At 44.8% G+C, this 19,652-nt stretch carries 17 protein-coding genes and 2 pseudogenes; 12 read left to right on the top strand and 7 right to left on the bottom strand.

All coding sequences use genetic code 11. The annotated features are described in order from the left end of the window. Window position 1: 1 nt before the first annotated feature. Window positions 2–2,371, bottom strand: coding sequence for a carbamoyltransferase HypF (hypF, locus tag PN466_RS20545; RefSeq protein ID WP_271943247.1), 2,370 nt, complete (start codon window positions 2,369–2,371; stop codon window positions 2–4). Window positions 2,372–2,556: 185 nt separating this feature from the next. Then, window positions 2,557–2,997, bottom strand: a complete 441-nt coding sequence (locus PN466_RS20540) for a Fur family transcriptional regulator (protein ID WP_271943244.1) — start codon at window positions 2,995–2,997, stop codon at window positions 2,557–2,559. 430 nt (window positions 2,998–3,427) lie between these two features. Between PN466_RS20540 and PN466_RS20535 the strand changes: the two genes are divergently transcribed. The 4 genes from PN466_RS20535 (at window position 3,428) to PN466_RS20520 (ending at window position 5,273) form a co-directional block, all read left to right on the top strand. Beyond that, entirely contained in the window at window positions 3,428–3,733 is a 306-nt protein-coding gene (locus tag PN466_RS20535; protein ID WP_271943283.1) for a nucleotidyltransferase family protein, read from the top strand. Next, window positions 3,705–4,037, top strand: coding sequence for a HepT-like ribonuclease domain-containing protein (locus PN466_RS20530; RefSeq protein WP_271943240.1), 333 nt, complete (start codon window positions 3,705–3,707; stop codon window positions 4,035–4,037). The genes PN466_RS20535 and PN466_RS20530 overlap by 29 nt, the downstream gene beginning before the upstream one ends. Before the next feature lie 138 nt (window positions 4,038–4,175). Beyond that, on the top strand, window positions 4,176–4,742 hold the full coding sequence (locus PN466_RS20525) for a DUF4334 domain-containing protein (protein WP_271943237.1): 567 nt from the start codon (window positions 4,176–4,178) through the stop codon (window positions 4,740–4,742). A 48-nt stretch (window positions 4,743–4,790) separates the two neighbouring features. Beyond that, entirely contained in the window at window positions 4,791–5,273 is a 483-nt protein-coding gene (locus tag PN466_RS20520) for a CRR6 family NdhI maturation factor (protein ID WP_271943234.1), read from the top strand. 15 nt (window positions 5,274–5,288) lie between these two features. Here the strand turns inward: PN466_RS20520 and PN466_RS20515 are convergent, their stop codons facing one another. Beyond that, entirely contained in the window at window positions 5,289–6,128 is an 840-nt protein-coding gene (locus PN466_RS20515; protein ID WP_271943232.1) for a peptidoglycan-binding domain-containing protein, read from the bottom strand. Between the two features lie 210 nt (window positions 6,129–6,338). Between PN466_RS20515 and PN466_RS20510 the strand changes: the two genes are divergently transcribed. The 4 genes from PN466_RS20510 to PN466_RS20495 all read left to right on the top strand — a co-directional run bounded on the left by PN466_RS20510 (window position 6,339) and on the right by PN466_RS20495 (window position 11,337). Continuing rightward, complete coding sequence (locus PN466_RS20510) at window positions 6,339–8,141, top strand: sensor histidine kinase (RefSeq protein WP_271943229.1); 1,803 nt, start codon at window positions 6,339–6,341, stop codon at window positions 8,139–8,141. A 188-nt stretch (window positions 8,142–8,329) separates the two neighbouring features. Continuing rightward, window positions 8,330–8,764 (top strand): ATP-binding protein, encoded by a 435-nt coding sequence (locus PN466_RS20505; protein ID WP_271943226.1) that lies wholly within the window; start codon window positions 8,330–8,332, stop codon window positions 8,762–8,764. A gap of 623 nt (window positions 8,765–9,387) precedes the next feature. After that, window positions 9,388–10,764, top strand: coding sequence for a gluconeogenesis factor YvcK family protein (locus tag PN466_RS20500; protein WP_271943225.1), 1,377 nt, complete (start codon window positions 9,388–9,390; stop codon window positions 10,762–10,764). A 69-nt stretch (window positions 10,765–10,833) separates the two neighbouring features. Then, complete coding sequence (locus PN466_RS20495; protein ID WP_271943224.1) at window positions 10,834–11,337, top strand: DUF6653 family protein; 504 nt, start codon at window positions 10,834–10,836, stop codon at window positions 11,335–11,337. A gap of 49 nt (window positions 11,338–11,386) precedes the next feature. On the opposite strand, the gene PN466_RS20490 is transcribed toward PN466_RS20495, so the two are convergent. Beyond that, on the bottom strand, window positions 11,387–11,851 hold the full coding sequence (locus PN466_RS20490; protein WP_278003169.1) for a GNAT family N-acetyltransferase: 465 nt from the start codon (window positions 11,849–11,851) through the stop codon (window positions 11,387–11,389). Between the two features lie 154 nt (window positions 11,852–12,005). Then, entirely contained in the window at window positions 12,006–12,995 is a 990-nt protein-coding gene (gene galT, locus PN466_RS20485; RefSeq protein WP_390890046.1) for a galactose-1-phosphate uridylyltransferase, read from the bottom strand. Window positions 12,996–13,440: 445 nt separating this feature from the next. Between galT and PN466_RS20480 the strand changes: the two genes are divergently transcribed. Then, a complete protein-coding gene (locus PN466_RS20480; protein ID WP_271943216.1) occupies window positions 13,441–15,954 on the top strand; it encodes an ATP-binding protein in 2,514 nt (837 codons plus the stop codon). Between the two features lie 9 nt (window positions 15,955–15,963). Here the strand turns inward: PN466_RS20480 and PN466_RS20475 are convergent, their stop codons facing one another. After that, a complete protein-coding gene (locus PN466_RS20475; protein WP_271943214.1) occupies window positions 15,964–17,628 on the bottom strand; it encodes a YcjF family protein in 1,665 nt (554 codons plus the stop codon). 143 nt (window positions 17,629–17,771) lie between these two features. On the opposite strand from PN466_RS20475, the gene PN466_RS20470 reads away from it, so the two are divergent. The 3 genes and pseudogenes from PN466_RS20470 (at window position 17,772) to PN466_RS26055 (ending at window position 19,560) form a co-directional block, all read left to right on the top strand. Further along, window positions 17,772–18,257 carry a DUF937 domain-containing protein gene (locus tag PN466_RS20470; RefSeq protein ID WP_271943212.1) on the top strand — a complete coding sequence of 162 codons (486 nt, stop codon included), beginning with the start codon at window positions 17,772–17,774 and terminating at the stop codon, window positions 18,255–18,257. Window positions 18,258–18,493: 236 nt separating this feature from the next. Beyond that, window positions 18,494–19,214: pseudogene (locus PN466_RS20465) on the top strand (IS5 family transposase); the annotation flags it as partial. Beyond that, window positions 19,192–19,560, top strand: a complete 369-nt coding sequence (locus PN466_RS26055; protein WP_271943285.1) for an nSTAND1 domain-containing NTPase — start codon at window positions 19,192–19,194, stop codon at window positions 19,558–19,560. The pseudogene PN466_RS20465 and the gene PN466_RS26055, both read left to right, overlap by 23 nt. Here the strand turns inward: PN466_RS26055 and PN466_RS26500 are convergent. Next, window positions 19,510–19,652, bottom strand: a pseudogene (locus tag PN466_RS26500) (IS630 family transposase); the annotation flags it as partial. The gene PN466_RS26055 and the pseudogene PN466_RS26500 sit on opposite strands and share 51 nt — an antisense overlap.

Genomic DNA, 19,652 nt, shown 5'->3' with positions numbered 1-19,652 from the left:
TTTATCCTGTCATTCTGGAGATCGCGATCGCACCCTGCCCCAAGGATAACCCTCCGTCATTGCAGGGAACTTGTGCCTGAGCTAAACAGGTATAGCCTTTTGCTTCTAGTTTAGTCGTCAGTTCTTCGAGTAAAACCCGATTTTGGAAGCATCCTCCAGAGAGAGCAATGTGTTGAATGGAAAGTCCATCAGATTGACAGTTATAGATTAATTTTTGCACTAACTGTATCATCCCTTGGATTAAGCCTTTATGAAAGCGAGTTGCCATCAGAGAGATACTTGCCCCTTGGTTCAAGTCTTCCAATAAAGAAAGCCACATGGGGCTAGGGTCGAGATACAGAAGTTTATGAGTTAAATTAATATCAAAGGGATAAGCAAAATCATCATCAGATTCTGAAAGTAAATGACGATCGACTGCCATTTCTAACTCGATCGCTCCTTGACCTTCAAATAGGGCGCGATCGCGACATAAGCCGATTGCTGCCGATACCGCGTCAAACAACCGTCCCGTCGAACTTGCCAGGGGTGCATTGAGTCGTTTTTGCAGCATTTGCTCAAAGAGAGCGATTGGTTTATTCTGGAAATAGTCAAATAATTCCAGATGACCGAATTTTTCCGTTAAGATCTGCCAATCAAAGGCAGTTTTTAAGTGAGCATAGGTGTTCCGCCAAGGTTCGAGAATAGCTTTGGTGCCGCCAATCATCGACACAGATTTTAAGGTAGCTAACCGTTGATAACCTCGATAATCTGCGAGTAGAAACTCTCCCCCCCAAATCGTACCCTCTTCGCCAACTCCCAAGCCATCTAGAGCAATGCCTAAAATGGGAGAGTGGTCTAAAGGGATGCCATTTTCAACGAAGCAACTGGCAATATGGGCATGGTGGTGTTGAACTTGAATCAAGGGTAACTGATGGGTTTTGGCCTGTTCTTGGGCAAGTTTGGTTGAGAGATATTCGGGATGGAGATCGGCAACTAAAATTTGCGGTTTATGATCGTAAAGTTGACGAAAAAGTTTGAGATTTTTCTGATAATCTGCGTAGGTAATTAGGTTTTCTAAATCGCCTTGATGTTGGGATAAAATGGCTTGACAATCTTGGATGAGGCAAAAGGTGGATTTGAGTTCTCCGCCATAAGCTAAGAGGCTTGAATGGCGATCGCATCCTGGCGGCAGGGCGATCGCTCCCGGAACGTAACCCCGACTGCGACGCAATAAACGGGGTTTTCCTGCCATAATTCGCACCACAGAATCATCTATGCGATTGGCGATATCTCGGTTATGAAATAATACAGTATCCGCTAATCCCATCAGTTTCTCCCTGGCTTCTGTATTGCTGATTAACTGAGGTTCGTGGGATAAGTTAGCGCTGGTCATCACCAGGGGATAATCCAGAGTTTCAAGTAGTAGAAGATGCAGGGGAGTATAGGGAAGCATAAAACCGAGCGTTCTTACTCCAGGGGTGATCGCCTCCGGTAAACGCTCCTCCCCCTCAGCATTCAACAGCACAATGGGAGCCGCAGGACTCTTGAGTGCCTCTTCTTCGGCTGGACTCACCCGACAATAGCGACGAATGACCGTAATATCCCGCGCCATCAATGCAAAAGGCTTACCAAATCGTCGTTTTCGTTCGCGTAAGCGGTTTACAGCATCTTCATTCGTCGCATCACAGGCTAAATGAAATCCTCCTAACCCCCGAATGGCAAGGATTTTGCCTTGTTCAATCAGGGAAATAGTCTGTTGGATCTCTTTTCCCGGTTCCCCAACCCTATCTTTATCCGTGAGGGACTCTAGCCAAAGTTTCGGTCCGCAAATGGGACAGGCGATCGGTTGGGCATGGAAGCGGCGATCGCCCGGATCGTCATATTCTCGCTGACATTCCGGACATAACGGAAAATTCGCCATCGTTGTTGAGGGGCGATCGTAGGGAACCCCCCGAATAATCGAAAGTCTTGGCCCGCAATGGGTACAGTTCGTAAACGGATAGCGATAGCGTCGCTCTGAAGGCGTATAAATTTCTGCCATACAAGCAGCACAAGTTGCTGTATCGGGAGCAATTTGAGTCTCGGTTTTGCCCTCCACACTCTCAACAATAGCAAAGTCCTTAAACTCGACGGCTTGCTCTTGTTCTTGGATTTCAATCGTCTCTATCTGGGACAGGGGAGGCGCTTGGGACTCTAACCGTTGCCGAAATTCTGATAGTGCTTCCGGTTCTCCACTCACCTGAATGCGTACCCCTTGCCCATCATTGCACACCTGGCCAACTAGCCCAAGCTCATAGGCTAAATGCCAAACATGGGGCCGAAATCCTACCCCCTGAACCCGCCCTCGGACTCGAATTTCTAGAGTTTTTTCAGCACTTTTTTTGGGTTTCATTCGTTGAATTGAAATTTATTCCCGTGCATCCCTCAAAATTTCCTCCAACATCAACTTAAACTGAGGACAATCTGTTTGAATCGTTAGAAGGCACGTATATAGCGATTCTTTCTTCTATGGAGTATAGCTTGAAGCCTTAGACCCTAAACAATACAAGCTATTGTCTATTGCCTATTGCCTATTGCCTAGCGCGAAGCGCTATATCCATAGAAATCAATCCGATAATCGGTAATTTTAACCCCGGTTTGCGCTTCAATTTGCTCAATTAACTCTGGCGGTAGCTCGACGTGAATATCCAGAATTTTGCCATTGTCTAAGCAATTGATGTGAGAATGGGGGTCACTAATATGACCGTAGAGCCGGCCATCGGCGCGATCGACACATTCAATGATGCCTTGGGAAGAAAGGGCTTCGAGATTCTGATACACTGAGGTATGACCGATCTCTCTTCCTTGCTGATTCAGTAGGTCATAAATTTCCCGTGCGGACAGATGCTCCTGTTCCTGCCAGAGTAATTCTAGGATAAATCGCCGTTGACGACTCAGGCGCATTCCCAAATCTTGACAGCGATGAATGGCATCTTCTAAAGAGCGGATCGGTTCTAAGGTGTTCGGTTCGTTGCTCATGTTCAATAATATGGGTTCTCCTGAAGAATAAACAGCATTAGGATTAGCTCGTCAGGGTAAAGTGCAATTACGTCAGCGATGGCTTGCACTATCGCTCTCCACTTGTCCTCGTCTTCCCCGTTAAAGTAAACTCATTACCACTTTAACTCAGAATTCCTGAGCCTGTCTTCGAGTGGAACAGTCGATCGAGGTCAATCGAGTCAGTAACAGGATAGTCGAAGCTCTAGAATCAGAGGGAAGTTGAGTACAATTTCTTAAGGCGATCGCTTCCGAATCTGGGAAATCGAAATGATACAATTGTTGCAGGGTGTCAATGAGTTGGCGATCTCTCTTTAGAATAGCCGGTATGGAAATGAGTCAAATCCAGGGAGAATAGAAAGCAGTGACATGGATTTATTATGATGAGATCGCGACAGCAATCGATTTACCCATGGAGGAAATTATCGACTTTTGTCATCGCTGGCAGATTTGTGAATTCTCTCTTTTTGGTTCGGTGTTACGTGACGACTTTCACCCGAATAGTGACATCGATATCTTAGTCGATTTTGACCCAGAAGCCAAGCGCGGGTTAAGGGAAGCCTTGCAAATGCAAGATGAACTCGAATCCCTGTTTAATCGTAAAGTAGACTTGATTCCCAAAGCGGCGATCGCCCGCAGCGAGAATTGGCTCAGACGCAATAATATACTTGAATCAGCAAAAACAATTTATGCCACGCGATCGAGAATCTCTGATTGATATTATTAATGCTATTAGACGCATTGTACGTTATACCAATGGTGTTAGTCGATCTCAATTAGCAGCAAATGATGAAAAGTTATCTGCTATCTTGTATCAAATTACCATTATTGGTGAAGCGACCAAACGACTATCCCAAGAATTTCGTCAAGAACATCCAGAAATTCCTTGGCGTGAAATGGCAGGAATGCGAGATGTAATTATCCATGAATACGATCGACTAGACTTTGATATTGTATGGGATGTGGTAGCTAATAAAATTACAGAACTTTTAACTATGCTTGAAAGTGTTCTGATTGAATAACTTGGATATCGATTTTTTTCAAACTACCCTGTCCCAATCAGACACTCAGTTGTTGGTTTCTGGCCGGCCAACTGCACCAAATCAGCCTACACTAGGTTAAAGTAAGATATATCGATCGCCAATTAAAGAGTCAATCCCGTGACCGTTAGTCAAAATCTAGAAATCCTCAAACAGGGCCAATCTATCCTACACAATGGTAAAACCACCCTCGATAAAGCTCTAGAGTTATTTGATACCCTAGAACCGGTTAACTTAGAATTTATGTTCGGTCGATGGCAAGGTTCTCAATTGCATACCGATCACCCCATGGATGGCTTATTAGAAGCCTCCAATTGGTATGGGAAAGAATTTATTAATGCCGAAACGGTACACCCTTTGCTATTTTTAGATGCCCAGGGACAAATCATTAAAGTTGCGCCCAATGCTAGAGCTATGGAATGGATTGGCAAAATGCCAAAGATGAATCTAGCTATGCTCAAGCCTTTATTGGGTTTGACCAACTCTCTACTCAAAACAGAAAAAAGTCAAGCCCGATTACGGATGATGGAATACCGAAATAAAATCAGCGCGACGATGATCTATGATTATTTGCCGATCAATGATTCTTTTAGGAAAATTGACGGTAACACTGTCTTAGGAGTGATGGATTTTAAGAGTTTGCCCCAACCTTTCTTTTTTATTCTCAAGCGTTCATCCCAGAAATAATCTCCGCTCTAAATCGCCATTATTAATGACAATCCAGAATTAAAAACCATGTCTATTGAAATTAAATTGGGTGCTAAAGCCATTCAAACCTTAGATCTTGCCCCAGCTCAGGAGGCGATCGCTTCCCTATTAGCGGAAGGTCAGTTATCTGCCCATGAACAGAAGCTTAAATTTAACATTGAGTATCCCCGCGAAGATACAGATCCCAGGGAACTTTCAGAAATTCCTGAAATCCGCCTCTGGTTTATCCGTTTAGATACCGTCTATCCTTGGCTGCCCTTCCTATTGGACTGGAAAGGAGGAGAACTAGCCCGTTATACCGCCATGCTCATTCCCCATCAATTCCATCGCACCGATGGTATTCAATTCAATCCGGAAGCTCTGGAGATTTTTGTCATGCGTAAAACTTTTGTCTTAATGAACTGGATGCAACAACAAGGCATTGAACCGAGATCGCGCCTCAAAGCCATTACCCAGATGTTAGGCTACGAATTAGATGATGGTTTCTTTGACCTGATTATGAACCCTTGAGGTCAGTAATAAGGATTAAAACTGTCCCATATACCCTTGATAAATCCCGCCCCAGTTATCGGGATTTTGGGGATTAAAACCTAACCGACACCATTGCTTGCTCCAGTCTTCCCAATTCAGGCGGCGATCGCCATTAGAATAACCCCATAACATCTCTTCCCTGATCCGTTTATGTTCGAGATCGTTTGGATTTTGGGGATCTTCACACAGCCAAACAGCCAGAGCCTTAAATTCAGCAAACAATCGTTGTTGTTCCGCATTCAAACGCGGTTCCCACAATGCTTGAGAAGTTTCTGGCCCTACAATACCATCCACCTTCAGTCCCTTAAATTCTTGAAACCGAATAACCGATTTTTGGGTTTCGGGGCCAAAAATACCATCAACCTTGAGGCTTCCCCCTGGTTCGGGAGGGACTCCCCAGTTATTGAGTTGAATTTGAAGCTTACCGACGCGATCTCCTTGACTCCCCACGTTCAAAATAGAGGAGTATTCCTGAATATAACAGCCCAAACCCCGATCCAGTAAAGCTTGTGTGTGAACCCCAACCATTCCATCGATCGCAATGTTCTGAGCCGCTTGTAAAGCTTTAACCGATTCTGTAGTAATGGGGCCATAATAGCCCGTACTGCGGGTACTCCCAGGAAAACATCCTACTGCTTTAAGCCGATCCTGGAGTTCCACCACCGCAGGGCCATAATCCCCCAACTGCCACACATAATTTCCTAGGGTGGGAGACATTTGACTCAAGAGAGAGATGACTAAGGCGATCGCCAAAAGCTGCTGAACATTAGCAATCTGATCGCCATTGAAATCATCCCAAACCAGAGCGTAATGGAGGTAGGCTAAACCATCCATAAACACTATACCTATTGAAAAACACCACCATTCTATAGTGTCTACGATCAATGCATAGAACAGGGAAGATCCGCTTACTCCCAACTCCCGACTTCCCTCAAGGCATTAACAATTAATTGACTCTCCACAAGAAATTCACCCTAGTGGAGGAAGTCACGGTATCAATTCGTCCTTAACCTGAAAAGACAAGAGGTGGATAGCTCATAACCCATGGATACCAAAATTATAACTCAGGGATACCCAATTAGCCGATACAGTTTGCTCAGTGGAGCGATTGTCCTAGTGTACTTCATTGTCGCCTATATAACGACAACAATGATCGGCTTAGGAGAAATTTCTCCAATTTGTCCAGCGGCAGGGATAGGCCTAGGGGTATTAGCGGTTTATGGTATCGAGCTTTGGCCAGGAGTGGGCTTAGGAAGTTGGGCTTATGCCCTCATGTTAGGCGCTTCCCCTGTAGTGGCGATTGCTGGGGCCCTCAGTCATATTACGGGTGCGGCGATCGGTGTTTATTTATTGGGATTATGTCGATGGAAACCCATGCTTCCGAAACTCAAACCCGTACTTCAGTTAGTCTTTTGGGGAGCCATGATCAGTACGGGGATTACGGCATTTCTGGATACAGTTTTGGGTCTATGGTTACATATGCTCACGTCACAAATGGCTTTAGAGCATCTGTGGAGAATGTGGTTGGGCGAGAGTATGGGAGTTTTATTAATTACTCCCATTCTGGTCTATGGGATCAGCCGTTGGTCTTTGGGAAAAGAGCCAATTCAGATTAATACTCCTGAATATTGGATAGAAACCCCGATCGCGATCGTTCTTTTCTTCGTTGTTAGTAGCTTGATTTTTGGTCTCCCCAATATGGGGTGGATTAACGATCAGTGGATGCTGGATATAGCTGATGCACCCTTAGAATATCTCTGTTTTCCATTTATCGTTTGGGCAGCCTTTCGCTATGGCGCGATCGGGGTTTTTACCACCAGTCTCTCGATCGCCGTTTTAGCTTTAATGGGTTTGAGTCAAGATCAAGGTCTATTGATTATGAGGGCAGATACTAGGCAAGAAGCCATCTTTGGGTTTGAAATCTTGATCGGCTCCATTCAGATCACAGCTTTGATCTTGGCTGCCAGTTTAACGGAACTCACGGTTAATGCCGAGCTACTGCGCCATAATCACGATCGCTTATCGGAAGATATTACCCTTAGAGAAGCTTCGATTATGGAGTTAGAAACCACTTTGGAGCAACAAAAGCAAACCTTACAGGAAAATCAGGAAGCCTTAAGCCGATCCAATCAACTAAAAAATTGTTTTTTTCAAGCCATTGCCCATGATTTACGCACCACACTCATGGGGATGCTGATGCTCCATCAAAATTTACTCAAAAAACCGGGAGAAACCCTATCGGTGAGTCGATCGCTCCTGCAACGGCTCACTGAAGGAGGCGATCGCCAATTGCGTAAACTCAACACTTTGCTCGAAGTGGCTAATCTAGATTCTAACTTAAGAGCGATCGAGACTGAAGCCATTAATCTCGCTCTCGTTTTAGAACGGGTACTAGAAGAATTGCAACCGGATTTTCAAGCCAATGAGGTTTGCCTAACGTATCATCGGCCAGAGAAATTACCCCTCGTTAATGCCGATCCTCAGCAGATGAAACGTGTGTTTGAACATCTGCTCTCCAATGCCATCAAGCATAATCCCCCTGGAGTCGAGATCCAGATTCAGTTCCAAACTCACCCTAACCATGAGGTGTGCTGTTCAGTGACCGATAATGGAGTCGGTATTACTACCGAAAAGCTGCCCTATTTATTTTCCTTAGATCCTCAAGCTTCCGACTGTCAAACCAATCGTCCCTTAACTGGCATTTCCCTCGGTCTATATCAATGCCATCGGATTCTAGCCACCCATGGTGGTCAGTTAGGTGTTGAAAGTCATCTAACTCAGGGGTCTCGTTTCTGGTTGTGCCTTCCTGAGTATCGCTCCCCCTCCCCTTCTGTAAATTTAAGCTAATTTTAAACCCAACGTTAACCCAATCAGATTACGATTGAAATGGGGTGAAACAGATACTATTTTGGTACAACTTAATGCAACCGTTATTTTAGCGGGTTGAGTAAAAATATGACCTGACCGTATCTGCATGACTGATCCCTCATTGATCCCTCCCTAAAAGTAGTCATAAATGATCCCTTTTTAAGATAATGCAGCATTTGATTGCTTCAGGTAAACTAGATTCTTTGTCAGTGATTGCACAGTATGTTTTAGCTGTAGCTCAGGAGGCAGGGTTAGATCGTAAATCCTCTTATAAATTGAGATTAGCAGTTGATGAAATTGCTACTAATATTATTATTCATGGTTATGTAGAAGCAGGCATTAATGGGGATTTAGATATCCGAGCGGATATGACCGATCAAGAACTGATGGTCTCTATGGAAGATACAGGTGCTGTTTACGATCCCACAGAAGAAGAGGAACCGCCTCATTTATGTTTGTCCATCGAACAACGGCCCTGTGGGGGGTTAGGGGTTTACTTAGCCCTGCAAAGTGTAGATCGGTTTATCCATGAGCGCACTGGCTCGATCAACCGTAATGTGTTTATTGTCAAACGGCAAGAACATTCCTTAGATCCGCTCTAAGCTCAGGATTGTGTTGATGTGACTTCCTCTTCACTGTCAACTATCCACTTCCTGCTCCCGAATAATGTAAAGAAGTGTTGCGGCTTGCATAAAAATACGAGGAACAACCCGGCTTCTGAATTCTAGGGGAGATAATGGACGAGATCGCCCACTTGCTAAAATTAACAGCAGGCTTGTTCAGTCATGAGAAACATCATGAACTAGAGCAACGCATGAACCATACTGCATGAAAACTTATCTGATTATCTCGATCGAAGAAGAAGAAATTTTAACGCCAACACAAGTTAATCTCGTCACCTAAATATAACCTTCTTCAAGTTTTACAAGAAATTGAGGCAATAGACAATATCCTAACTCTCTCTTCCTGTGCCATGTACCTAAAATTGATCCCTTCTGAATCCTGTCAAGGCTTTTCCAGTCTTGTTTAGAGAGATAATCGAGTACGGCCATTTGTCTGATGAGTCGATTCTTCTCTGAGCTTACCTTTTCTTCTACCAAACTCAGGTTAGACTAAGAGCCGAATGCACTAAATGTCGAGTGTTCGGTTGTGAATCGGATGTAGAAGGGTTAACCTTTCTATTGACTACTCCCTGATCCTCTCTTGAACCTCAATCCTCAAGCCTATGTCCTTTAGCCTGCTCAAGCGACTGCGAAGAAATCATTATACCCAAGCCATTGGCCGACGCAGTGGCAAATCTTCGCGTTTGAATCAGTGGTTTAAGTGGCTCTCCCCTGGATTGTTTGTTAAGCGCTGGATGGTGATTAGCGCTGGGGGAATGATTCTGGCAACTTTGGGGTTGGCGATTTGGACGAAGATGACCCCAGTTTTTTATTTGCTGAGATTAACGGAGGCGGTATTAAGTAGTTTGGCTCAGTTGGTTCCGAATACGATTAGCGGGCCGTTGGTGGTGATTGGGGGGATTCTACTGATTTTGTGGGGCCAGAGTCAAACGGTGAATTCTATTAGTCAGGTGTTAAGGCCTCCTGGGGATGAGGAGTTGGTGGATATGTTGATCTCCCATCGTCGTCTGCATCGGGGGCCGAAAATTGTGGCGCTCGGAGGAGGAACAGGATTATCGACGTTGTTGCGGGGGTTGAAGCTCTATAGCGCTAATATTACGGCGATTGTGACGGTGGCGGATGATGGAGGGTCTTCGGGACGGTTGCGACGGGAGTTGGGAGTGCAACCACCTGGGGATATTCGCAATTGTTTGGCGGCTTTGGGGGATGAAGAGAAGTTGTTGACGGAGTTGTTTCAATATCGCTTTAAGACGGGGGATGGGTTAGCGGGTCATAGTTTTGGTAATTTATTTTTGACCGCCATGAGTGAGGTTACGGGGGACTTGGAGCAGGCGATCGCCGCGAGTTCTCATGTGTTAGCGGTACGCGGTCAGGTGTTACCGGCAACGTTGGAAGATGTGTATTTGTGGGCTGACCTGGAGGATGGCCGCCGGATTGAGGGGGAATCGCGGATTCCAGAGGCAAAGGGAAAAATTGTTAAGATTGGTTGTGTTCCGGAGTCTCCACTAGCTCTGCCCGCCGCGATCTCCGCGATCGAGGAAGCTGATTACATTATTATGGGGCCAGGCAGTTTGTATACAAGCGTGATTCCCAATTTATTAGTACCGGAAATTGTGGAGGCGATCGCCAAAAAACGGGTTCCCCGGATTTATGTCTGCAATATTATGACGGAACCGGGAGAGACTGATGGCTATACAGTTTCCGATCATATTCGGGCGATCGATCGGGTGGTGAAACGGCGGATTTTTGATGCGGTTTTAGTGCATAAACGGCCCCCTTCTGAAGCGGCTCTGATCCGATATGCAAAGCAGCGTTCCCATCCGGTATTTTTGGATCGCGAAGATGTGGCACGGTTAGGGTATCGGATGGTGATGAGTAATGTCATGGATGAGGATGCGATCGCCCATAAAGTCCGCCATGATTCCCATCAGTTGGCGAAAGTCTTGTTACGTTGGTATAGTCGCGTACGGGGCTTGTAAGAGAAATCCTAGGAGCAAGATAAATCGCTTCAATCGGTCCGCAATAATACTATTCATAACTTTAAAACCATGACTTATGCCCAAAAGATCGCCCAGATTTTCCACATGACGGATACAGTATGGGAACGTCATACGAATCCCTGGAGTTTTTGGACACGCTACCTGAGTTTACCCCTTTTAGTATTAGCCAGTTGGAGTCGCGTTTGGTTAGGTTGGGGGGCATTAATTCCCATGGCCTTAGTTTTGTTGTGGATTTGGATTAATCCGCGACTGTTTCCCAAACCAGAAAGTACCCAAAATTGGGCTTCAAAAGGCGTATTAGGAGAACGGGTTTGGCTCAATCAAAAGCAAGTCCCGATTCCCAGCCATCATCAACCCGTGTTGGCGTTTACGAATACGGTGAATGGGGTTGGTTTTGCGATCGTCCTTTGGGGTTTGATTACCTTAACACTTTGGCCGACTTTGCTGGGTTTATCTTGGGTGCTTTTGGCTAAAACCTGGTTTCTCGATCGCATGGTTTGGCTCTTTGAAGACATGAAAGACCATCCCCAATATCGCGATTGGTTGTATTGAACTCAAGCGTATTCACAATCTTTCCTATGAAATGCCTAAAAAATAACATTCAAAGCAATTGTGGTGTCAGTTTTTTGATAAATTTTATCTCCCCTTGGAAGTTTCCATCCGATTCAACACCAACGGGAACCCAGTCCAGATGCAAGTAAAAGCCGTAAGCTCTAAAGTTAGGATTGTTTCCTGTTAGTAACCAAATCTCTTCAATTCCCTGCGACTCTAACCAACGTTCAGCCGCTTGTATGAGCGCACGTCCAGCACCTCGACCTTCAAAAGCAGGGAGGACAAATAGCCCCAATATGGTTTTTTCTGTAGCATTGGCAATCGAGAAACCAATGGGTTGATTATCAATCTCAGCAACCCATGCACAACTATCTGTTGCTAACATTTGGGCAACTGACTCTGGAGTAATCCCCAGTTGAGCAATCTCTTCACGGGATTGATAATTTTCGACGACGCTGGTTCTAATCTCAAAGAGAGTCTCAATATCATCGTGTTGGGCAATTCGGATTTTCATACTGCGATCGAGGGAATAATTCAATATTCTGCATTGGCGATATTATGTCCTACAATAAGCTGAAGTTGGAATTCTCCGTGTCTGACCACTTCGGAGATTTGGACAAATTTTCGTCTGAGCGAATCGCTTTCCTCGTCCCCATCTGCTTAACACCCTATTGTCGCAAAAACTCAGCATCCCATTCCGGCAAAGAGGGATTAATACTCACGCTAGAGGCAATTTCAAATCCGGCAGGAGTGGTTAACCGGGGCCGAATTTGGCAATACCAGTGAACTTGAGGTTCTTCTGCCTTATAGCGAGCTGCGGTATTAATGATGTAGTTATAGTCTGGATCGTTGAGTTTTGCCGATAACCGCGTTAAAATACTTTGTAAGATAGCGGCAAAGTCTGCTTTTTCTGTATCCGTCAGACTGCCAAAATCCGCCTCATGATGTTTCGGGGCTATCGATATCTCAAACGGCACTTCAGCAGCAAAGGGTACAAACGCCAAAAATGAATTATTTTCCTCTAGTATCCGCGTCTGCTCCTTGTACTCAAACTTGAGAATATCACAGTACAAACACCGCCCCCAGTCATCATAATATCGTTGCGCTTCCTCCTCGCGCCAGCGTCGTTGTTGAGGCACAATGCTCGTAATGATAATCTGGGAATGGGGATGGGATTGGGACGCACCTGCTCGTTGCCCGTGATTGCGGAAGATAATCCCCATCATGCTCTCATGTTCCCGCATTAGATCGATGTAGCGGTGATGATAGGTTTCTATAATCAGCTCCACTTCCGATCGCTCCATGGTAGGAATATCCTTATCATGATCTGGACTTTCGATAATCACCTCATGGCGACCATAACCTGGCATCGTGAGATAAATCCCATGGGAAGCGCGCAGGGTATTGCCTTGAGTCGAAAGTGCCGGATAGCGATTGCCAACAACACGGGTTTGCCACCCAGAACCATTCGCTTTAGGCAGTTCTAGTAAAATGGGTTCCTCCTCATGAGTCCCTCCAGGACAAAAGGGGCAAGGAAGAGGAATTGGAGGAGCGATAGTGCAGGCTTGTCGCCAATCTTGGGGACGGTGCTTTCTCTTGGGAGCATAGATGACCCATTCCCTGGTGACCTTATTGAGTCGGATGTGGTTACCTTCAATATCTTGCACTTGAATCCCGCGTCATGTTTGTTAGATTTGCCTACCTTACTTTAACGCCTAATCCTACACTGAAACCGGCGATCGCGAGATTCACCTTCTGGTCACCATGCTTTTACGACTTGAGAAGTTTAGTTTAAGACTTGAGCTACAGTCGTTTTCTAAGTGTGTCCAGCATTATTTCTACTTCATTCTGGCCTTCAATTATTGGAATTTTACGTTTTGTCAACATCTAATACGGTAAAGCATCTGTAATTTCTTTTGTGTTACAATGATATCCATGACATCCATGTATATTGCTAGTCTTTTTACACTCAGCAAAAAATACTCAAGGACTGTAAATTAATTTCAATATTACCCTAGATTTGTCCAATTTCACTCAGGGAACCTCGCTTAATCTCCATATTCCACCCCATCTTTCAACCTTATTTTACCTCGACTGTTAACCATGAAGACCCCATTCAATATTAGCTTGCGTCCCTCTCGACACTGGACGATCGCTCAAGAAGAATCCGTTTATTTCCCTACATCCATTCAATCTCATGGTGTATTATTAGTCTTAAGCGAGCCAGACTTGACGATCATACAAGTCAGTGAAAACACTGAATCTTTTTTAGGTTATGCTCCAGAATCTCTCCTCAATCAACCTTTGTCCGTATTATTGGACTCCTCCCAACTAAACCTGCTTCAAAATCATTTAGCATATCTAAGTGTTGAGTCTAATAATCCACTTCAACTTAAAATTAAGAGCATTGGAGAGACTGGGTTTAGTAGCATGATTCATCATCAAGATAGTTGCCTAATTCTAGAATTAGAAAAAAGCAGCGATCAAGCTTTAAATCAGTCCCTCAGTTTTTATCATCTGACTAAAGAATGTGCTATCAAACTGAATACAGCTCAAACTTTGGAAGCAGTCTGTGAAGTCGCGGCTAAAACTATTCGTAGAATCACGAGTTTTGACCGAGTAATGCTTTATAAGTTTCATGAAGATCATCATGGTAGTGTGATTGCTGAATCTAAACGGGAAGATCTAGAGTCCTATTTAGGTTTACATTATCCCGATATTGATATTCCTGAACCGGTTAGAAATTCATTCCTCAAAGATCGATTGAGAATCATTTTTGATACTCGTACAGATGCGGTAAAAATGATTCCTGATATCAGTCTTTTAACTCGGAACAAACCGGATTTTAAAGGAGCATATTTAAGGAGTGTATCCAATTGCCATCTGCAATATTTAAAAAATATGGGTGTGCGTTCCTCAATGACGATTTCTTTAATTAAAGATCAACAACTTTGGGGATTGATTGCCTGCCATCATTATGATTCCCCCATTTCTATATCTTATGAACAACGATTTACTTGTGAGTTTTTAGCCCAGTCTTTATCTTTGGAATTGGGACATAAAGAACATGATGGCGATTATGAATACAAGCTCGATCTCAAAGATGTCCAATCCTGTTTATTAGAATCGATGTCTAATGCCGAAAATTATGTGGATGGATTGGTTACAAATCAACAAAATATCTTAGATTTGGTAGGAGCAACAGGGGTAGCAGTGGGTTTAGACGATCGCTTGATTTTGATTGGAGAAACTCCCGACAACACCTATGTGCAAAAACTAATACGAAATCTCGGTTTCTATATGGGAGATTCCCGTTTTTTCCATACCGCTTGTTTGGCTGATATCGATCCTCAATCCACAGCCTATAAAGATGTAGCGAGTGGGATCTTAGCGATTAAAATTACAGCCACTAAAGATAAATATTTAATTTGGTTTCGCCCAGAAATGTTGCAGACCGTTAATTGGGCAGGTAACCCACAGGATTCCTTGAAAAATAGCAAAAACAATGTTTTTCTTTGTCCTAGACAATCTTTTGAATTATGGAAAGAGACGGTGAACTTGCAATCTTCTGCGTGGAAAAAATGTGAGATAGATGCAGCCTTAAGTCTGCAAAAGTCCATCATCAAAATCGTCTTGAAAAAAGCGGATGAACTTGCCAAAGTCAATGAAGCATTGAAAATATCAGAGGCCAGAGAAAAAGAAAGAGCTATGCAACTTGAACAAACACTTCAGGAACTGAAACAGGCTCAAACCCACTTAATCCAAAATGAGAAAATGTCCAGTTTAGGGCAATTGGTCGCTGGAATTGCCCATGAGATTAATAATCCGGTCAATTTCATTTATGGTAATCTTTCCCATGCGGATAATTATATCCAAGATTTACTCTCGGTTCTTGAGCTTTATCAGGAGTTTTATCCTGCGCCCCCGGAAGAGCTAGAGGAAGAATGTGAAGCAGTGGATTTAGAATTTTTAGTTGAAGATTTACCTAAATTACTGAAGTCAATGCACATTGGAGCCGATCGCATTCGGGGTATTGTACGCTCATTACGCAATTTCTCCCGTCTTGATGAGAGTGAAGTGAAAGCGGTAGATATCCATGAAGGAATTGATAGCACGTTGTTGATCCTAAATAATCGGCTTAAATCTAAATCCCATCGCCCAGAAATTAAAGTTCTGAAAAATTATAGCACTCTGCCTTTACTCGAATGCTATCCCAGTCAGTTAAATCAGGTATTTATGAATTTAATTGCGAATGCTATTGATGCATTAGAGGAAGCCAATGTAAAACAGAATTTGAGTTATGAGGCGTTAGAGGCTAATCCTAACCAAATTAATATTTCGACTTCCCTGTATGCTCCTGAAGATACAGGTAAAGATTGGGTGATGATTGAGATTGAAGATAATGCATTAGGTATTTCGGAAGATCTACACTCTCAATTGTTTGATCCGTTTTTTACGACTAAACCTATAGGTAAGGGAACCGGAATCGGATTAGCAATTAGTTACCAGATTGTGGTGGAGAGGCATAAAGGAAAGTTAACCTTTGAGTCTACGGTGGGAAAGGGGACAACGTTCCAGATTAAAATCCCGGTAGAACAATTAACAATTAATAATTAATAATTGGTTTTACCAATCATCTATCTCTAGATCTGAGTCTTCAGACCAATCATCTTGCTGAGAAAGATTGGGGGGAAGGGGTTCAGGAACTTTGAGGGATGAAATGGGGGGAGTCCAAGAAGAGGATAGGGCTGTAGAATCGTTTTCTTCAGACGGTTCAGATGTGGCTTGGGTGAGGGGATGGACGACGCGATCGATCGCATCTTGAATGAAGGCTTTGACAAATTCATCCCGTTTGTTCAGTTTGAATTGACGTTGCACAACTTCTGTAATTCCCCCGTCTCCCCAATCTTGATCTTGGCGGAAATATTCGATAAAGCTTTTACCGGCAATGCGAGTTAAATAGGCGGCGGTGACTCCTTGAATAGCTTTACCGATAATGAAGGTGGCGACATTTAATTGTAGAGCAGTGGTCACTAATTTTAACGCGCCCTCCACGATCCCTAAACTGGTGAGGGTTTTGGCTAATGAGAGGGCTAATTCTCGTCCCCGTTCCATGTTTAATTCGCAGCCATAAATCCGCCCTAATTCGACCACCATTTGAGCATTGACGGCTGCTGTGGCTAATAAATCGACCACGGGTAGGGGGGTTACGGCGATCGCTCCGGCACCGATCCATTGGAACTGTTCCACTGTCTTATCGGCTTGGCGCTTGCGCTGGGTATCCAGAATCCGCCGGGCATCATCGCCTAGGGCGCTGGCTTGCATCAAAATGTTATCGGCAACCAAATCTTCACCCTCAGCTCTGAGAACGGCGGCTAGGCGGCGGATTAGGGGGAAAATCACAAGGTCTGGAACGACTAAATCGCCGGAGGGTAAAACGGCGGCTTGGGGATTAGCGGCGATCGCCAACACGTCACTACTGCTCATCAGCCCCTGTACCCGTTGTTGTAAGCGGCTGAGAATCCGCTCCCGGTCTTCATCTGTATATAAATCAGTCTTATTGAACACCAATAAAGAGCGCTTACCAATTTGGGCTAAGGCTTGCAGGGGTTGGTATTCTGATTGACGCAAATCATTATCGACGACAAATAGCAGTAAATCGGCTTGAGTCGCTAACTGGCGAGCAATTTGGGCGCGATCGCTGCCTTCTTCTCCAATCTCCAGAATACCAGGGGTATCAGTAATCAGGATTTCCCGGTTTAATCCTCTTAAAGGTAAATGATAGGTTTGCCCCTCCTGAGTCGTTCCGATCGTCGGCTGCACTTGACCCACCATTTGTCCCAATAAACCATTAATCACCGAAGTTTTACCCGATGAACCTGTGCCAAAGACGACGACGCGCACATTCCGACCTTGGAGATTCGATTCAATTTGCCGCGATCGCTCTAACAAGGCTTCCCGTGCCACCCGATCCTGAATCTTATCCATCTGTTGGCGCACTGCTTTCAGGGTTTCGGCGGCTGCCTCTTTTTTTTCTGTGGGAACCTTCACCACCCTTTGACTGCCGCTTTTAGAGGTTTTTCCCCCTTGAAACATCCAGGCATAATAGATGACACCAGCGAGTAATACCCCCAAGAGGGCAACGATTAATAATAAAACCACTGTTCCCAAGAGCGGGGACGTATAGGAAATTTGTAGGTAAAACCAGCGCAGGGCATCAATGAACCACAGCATTAGCCCTAAAACCAGCGTAATACCGACAATAAGAATCAGGAGGCGAGGCAGGGGCATTGGGGAAATGGGGGAATGGGGAAATGGGGGAACAGTTCACCCCTGGTTAAGCAGAATAGAATTTAGAACATGGTATTACTTCCCTGTTCCTTGGTAGGGTAAGGGAACACCCTCTAGGGTAGCAAGTTTAGGAGGAAAAGATTATGGGATGGTTTAATCAGATTCTGGGTGCAGTGAACGAGCAGGGGGGTTTAGGGCAGATCGGTGGACTGGTGAATACCGTGCAGCAATTATCCAATGATACGGGTGCAGATGAAGGGCAAATGCGATCGCTGCTTTCTGTGGTGGCAGGCTTTTCGCGATCGGCTCTGCAAGAACAAGGAGAAGACCAAGCCCAAAATCTCCTTGATCAGTATAGCGGACTGGCCGCCAATCCCCTAGCGGTACAAGCGCTCTTTAGCGTACCCCAACTGCAAAATTTAGTCCAAGTGGCTGCCGAGAAAACCGGTTTACCAGCGAGTACCATTGAATCGGCTTTACCGACGGCTGTCCCCTTAGTCCTAAAAGTGGTGCAAATGGGAGCCAATCAAGCGGAAAAAAATCCCGTTTTGAGCCGGTTACTCGATGCGGATGGTGATGGAGATATCGATATTGCGGATTTAATGCAATTAGCCAGCCGTTATTTATAGCAGCCAGTAAGTTAAGATTATCTCCAACCAAGGCGAATTAAGAATTTTGGCTAAACCTGATCTTCTGGCTACTCAGTAGTCTGGGGGATCGCGACAACGCTCCGCATTGCAGACCCGATCGCGCCTCTATAGCTCAGTTATAATACCAGGGCGTGTCATCAATCAATTTTTTTGACAAAAGTAGATTGATAGGGTAAGGGATATTGATCAAGTAATAACATAGATGTGGGCAGCAGATGAAACGCTATAGCTTGCGAGACTACCAGTGGAAAAGGATCGAACACCTCTTAGCCAGTCAAAAGGGAGACCCAGGCGCTACAGCCAAAGACAATCGATTATTTGTTGAAGCTGTGTTATATCGTTATCGTACGGGAGTTCCCTGGCGCGATTTACGCCTTGCATTTTGGCGATTTTCGGGTCATTCATACCCACCATACCCGTTGGTCTGAAAAGGGCGTTTTGAAGCATATTCGTTGTTAGCCGAAAAGGCTAACAACGAATATGCTGCCATTGATTCAACTATTGTGCGTGCCCATCAAGACAGTACTGGTGCAAAAAAAACCTGATGAGACGGGTGAAACCCAGGTAATAGGCCGTAGTAAAGGAGGACTATCGACAAAGATTCATGCCACTTGCGATGCCCTGGGCAATCCCACAGGATTTCATCTTACCCCAGGCCAAGTCCACGACTTACAAGGGGCTGACGTGCTATTGGAGTGCATCGATCAGATGAGTGCGCTACTTGCTGATAAAACCTATGATGCGGCACAACGTGTTCTTGACCGCCTCAAAGGGGCGGATTGCTTGGCTGTGATTTCTCCAAAAAGTAACCGCACACAACAGAGACAATATGATCAAGAAATGTACAAGTGGCGGCATCTAATTGAAAATTTATTCCAAAAATTCAAGCAATACAGGGAGATCGCGACACGCTATGATAAAACGGCTCGCAATTTCTGTGGAGATACGCCACCAATTTTTAGATGCCCTGATTGCGGATTTACCGGGTCGGGTGGTGATGACAATGCGGGCGGATTTTCTGGGGAATGCCCTGTCCTATCGACCGTTTGCCGATGTATTGAACCGCAAGGATTACAAGTTGGGACCGATGAATCGGGAGGAGTTGACGGATGTGATTGTGAAGCCTGCGGAGGGCTTGGGGGTGGGGTTTGAAGCGGGGTTAGTCGAGCGCATTTTAGATGATGTGATATCAAGTCCGGAGAATCAATCAAAGTATAGCCGCGATTTCACGCTACCAATGAAAACGGGTCAAGTCTCGAATCAATGCCCTCTGGGTCAGTAACTTTCGGCAACGTTGGTATAAAACCTCTTCGAGTTCATCGAGATTCTCAAAGGAACGGTTGGCAATCGGTTCATCCACCAGAGGCCATAACC

Origin of the sequence: Roseofilum reptotaenium CS-1145, assembly GCF_028330985.1 — a bacterium.
Taxonomy (GTDB): domain Bacteria; phylum Cyanobacteriota; class Cyanobacteriia; order Cyanobacteriales; family Desertifilaceae; genus Roseofilum; species Roseofilum reptotaenium.
The sequence above is the reverse complement of the archived record's forward strand: the minus strand, read 5'-3'. Positions and strand labels throughout refer to the sequence as shown.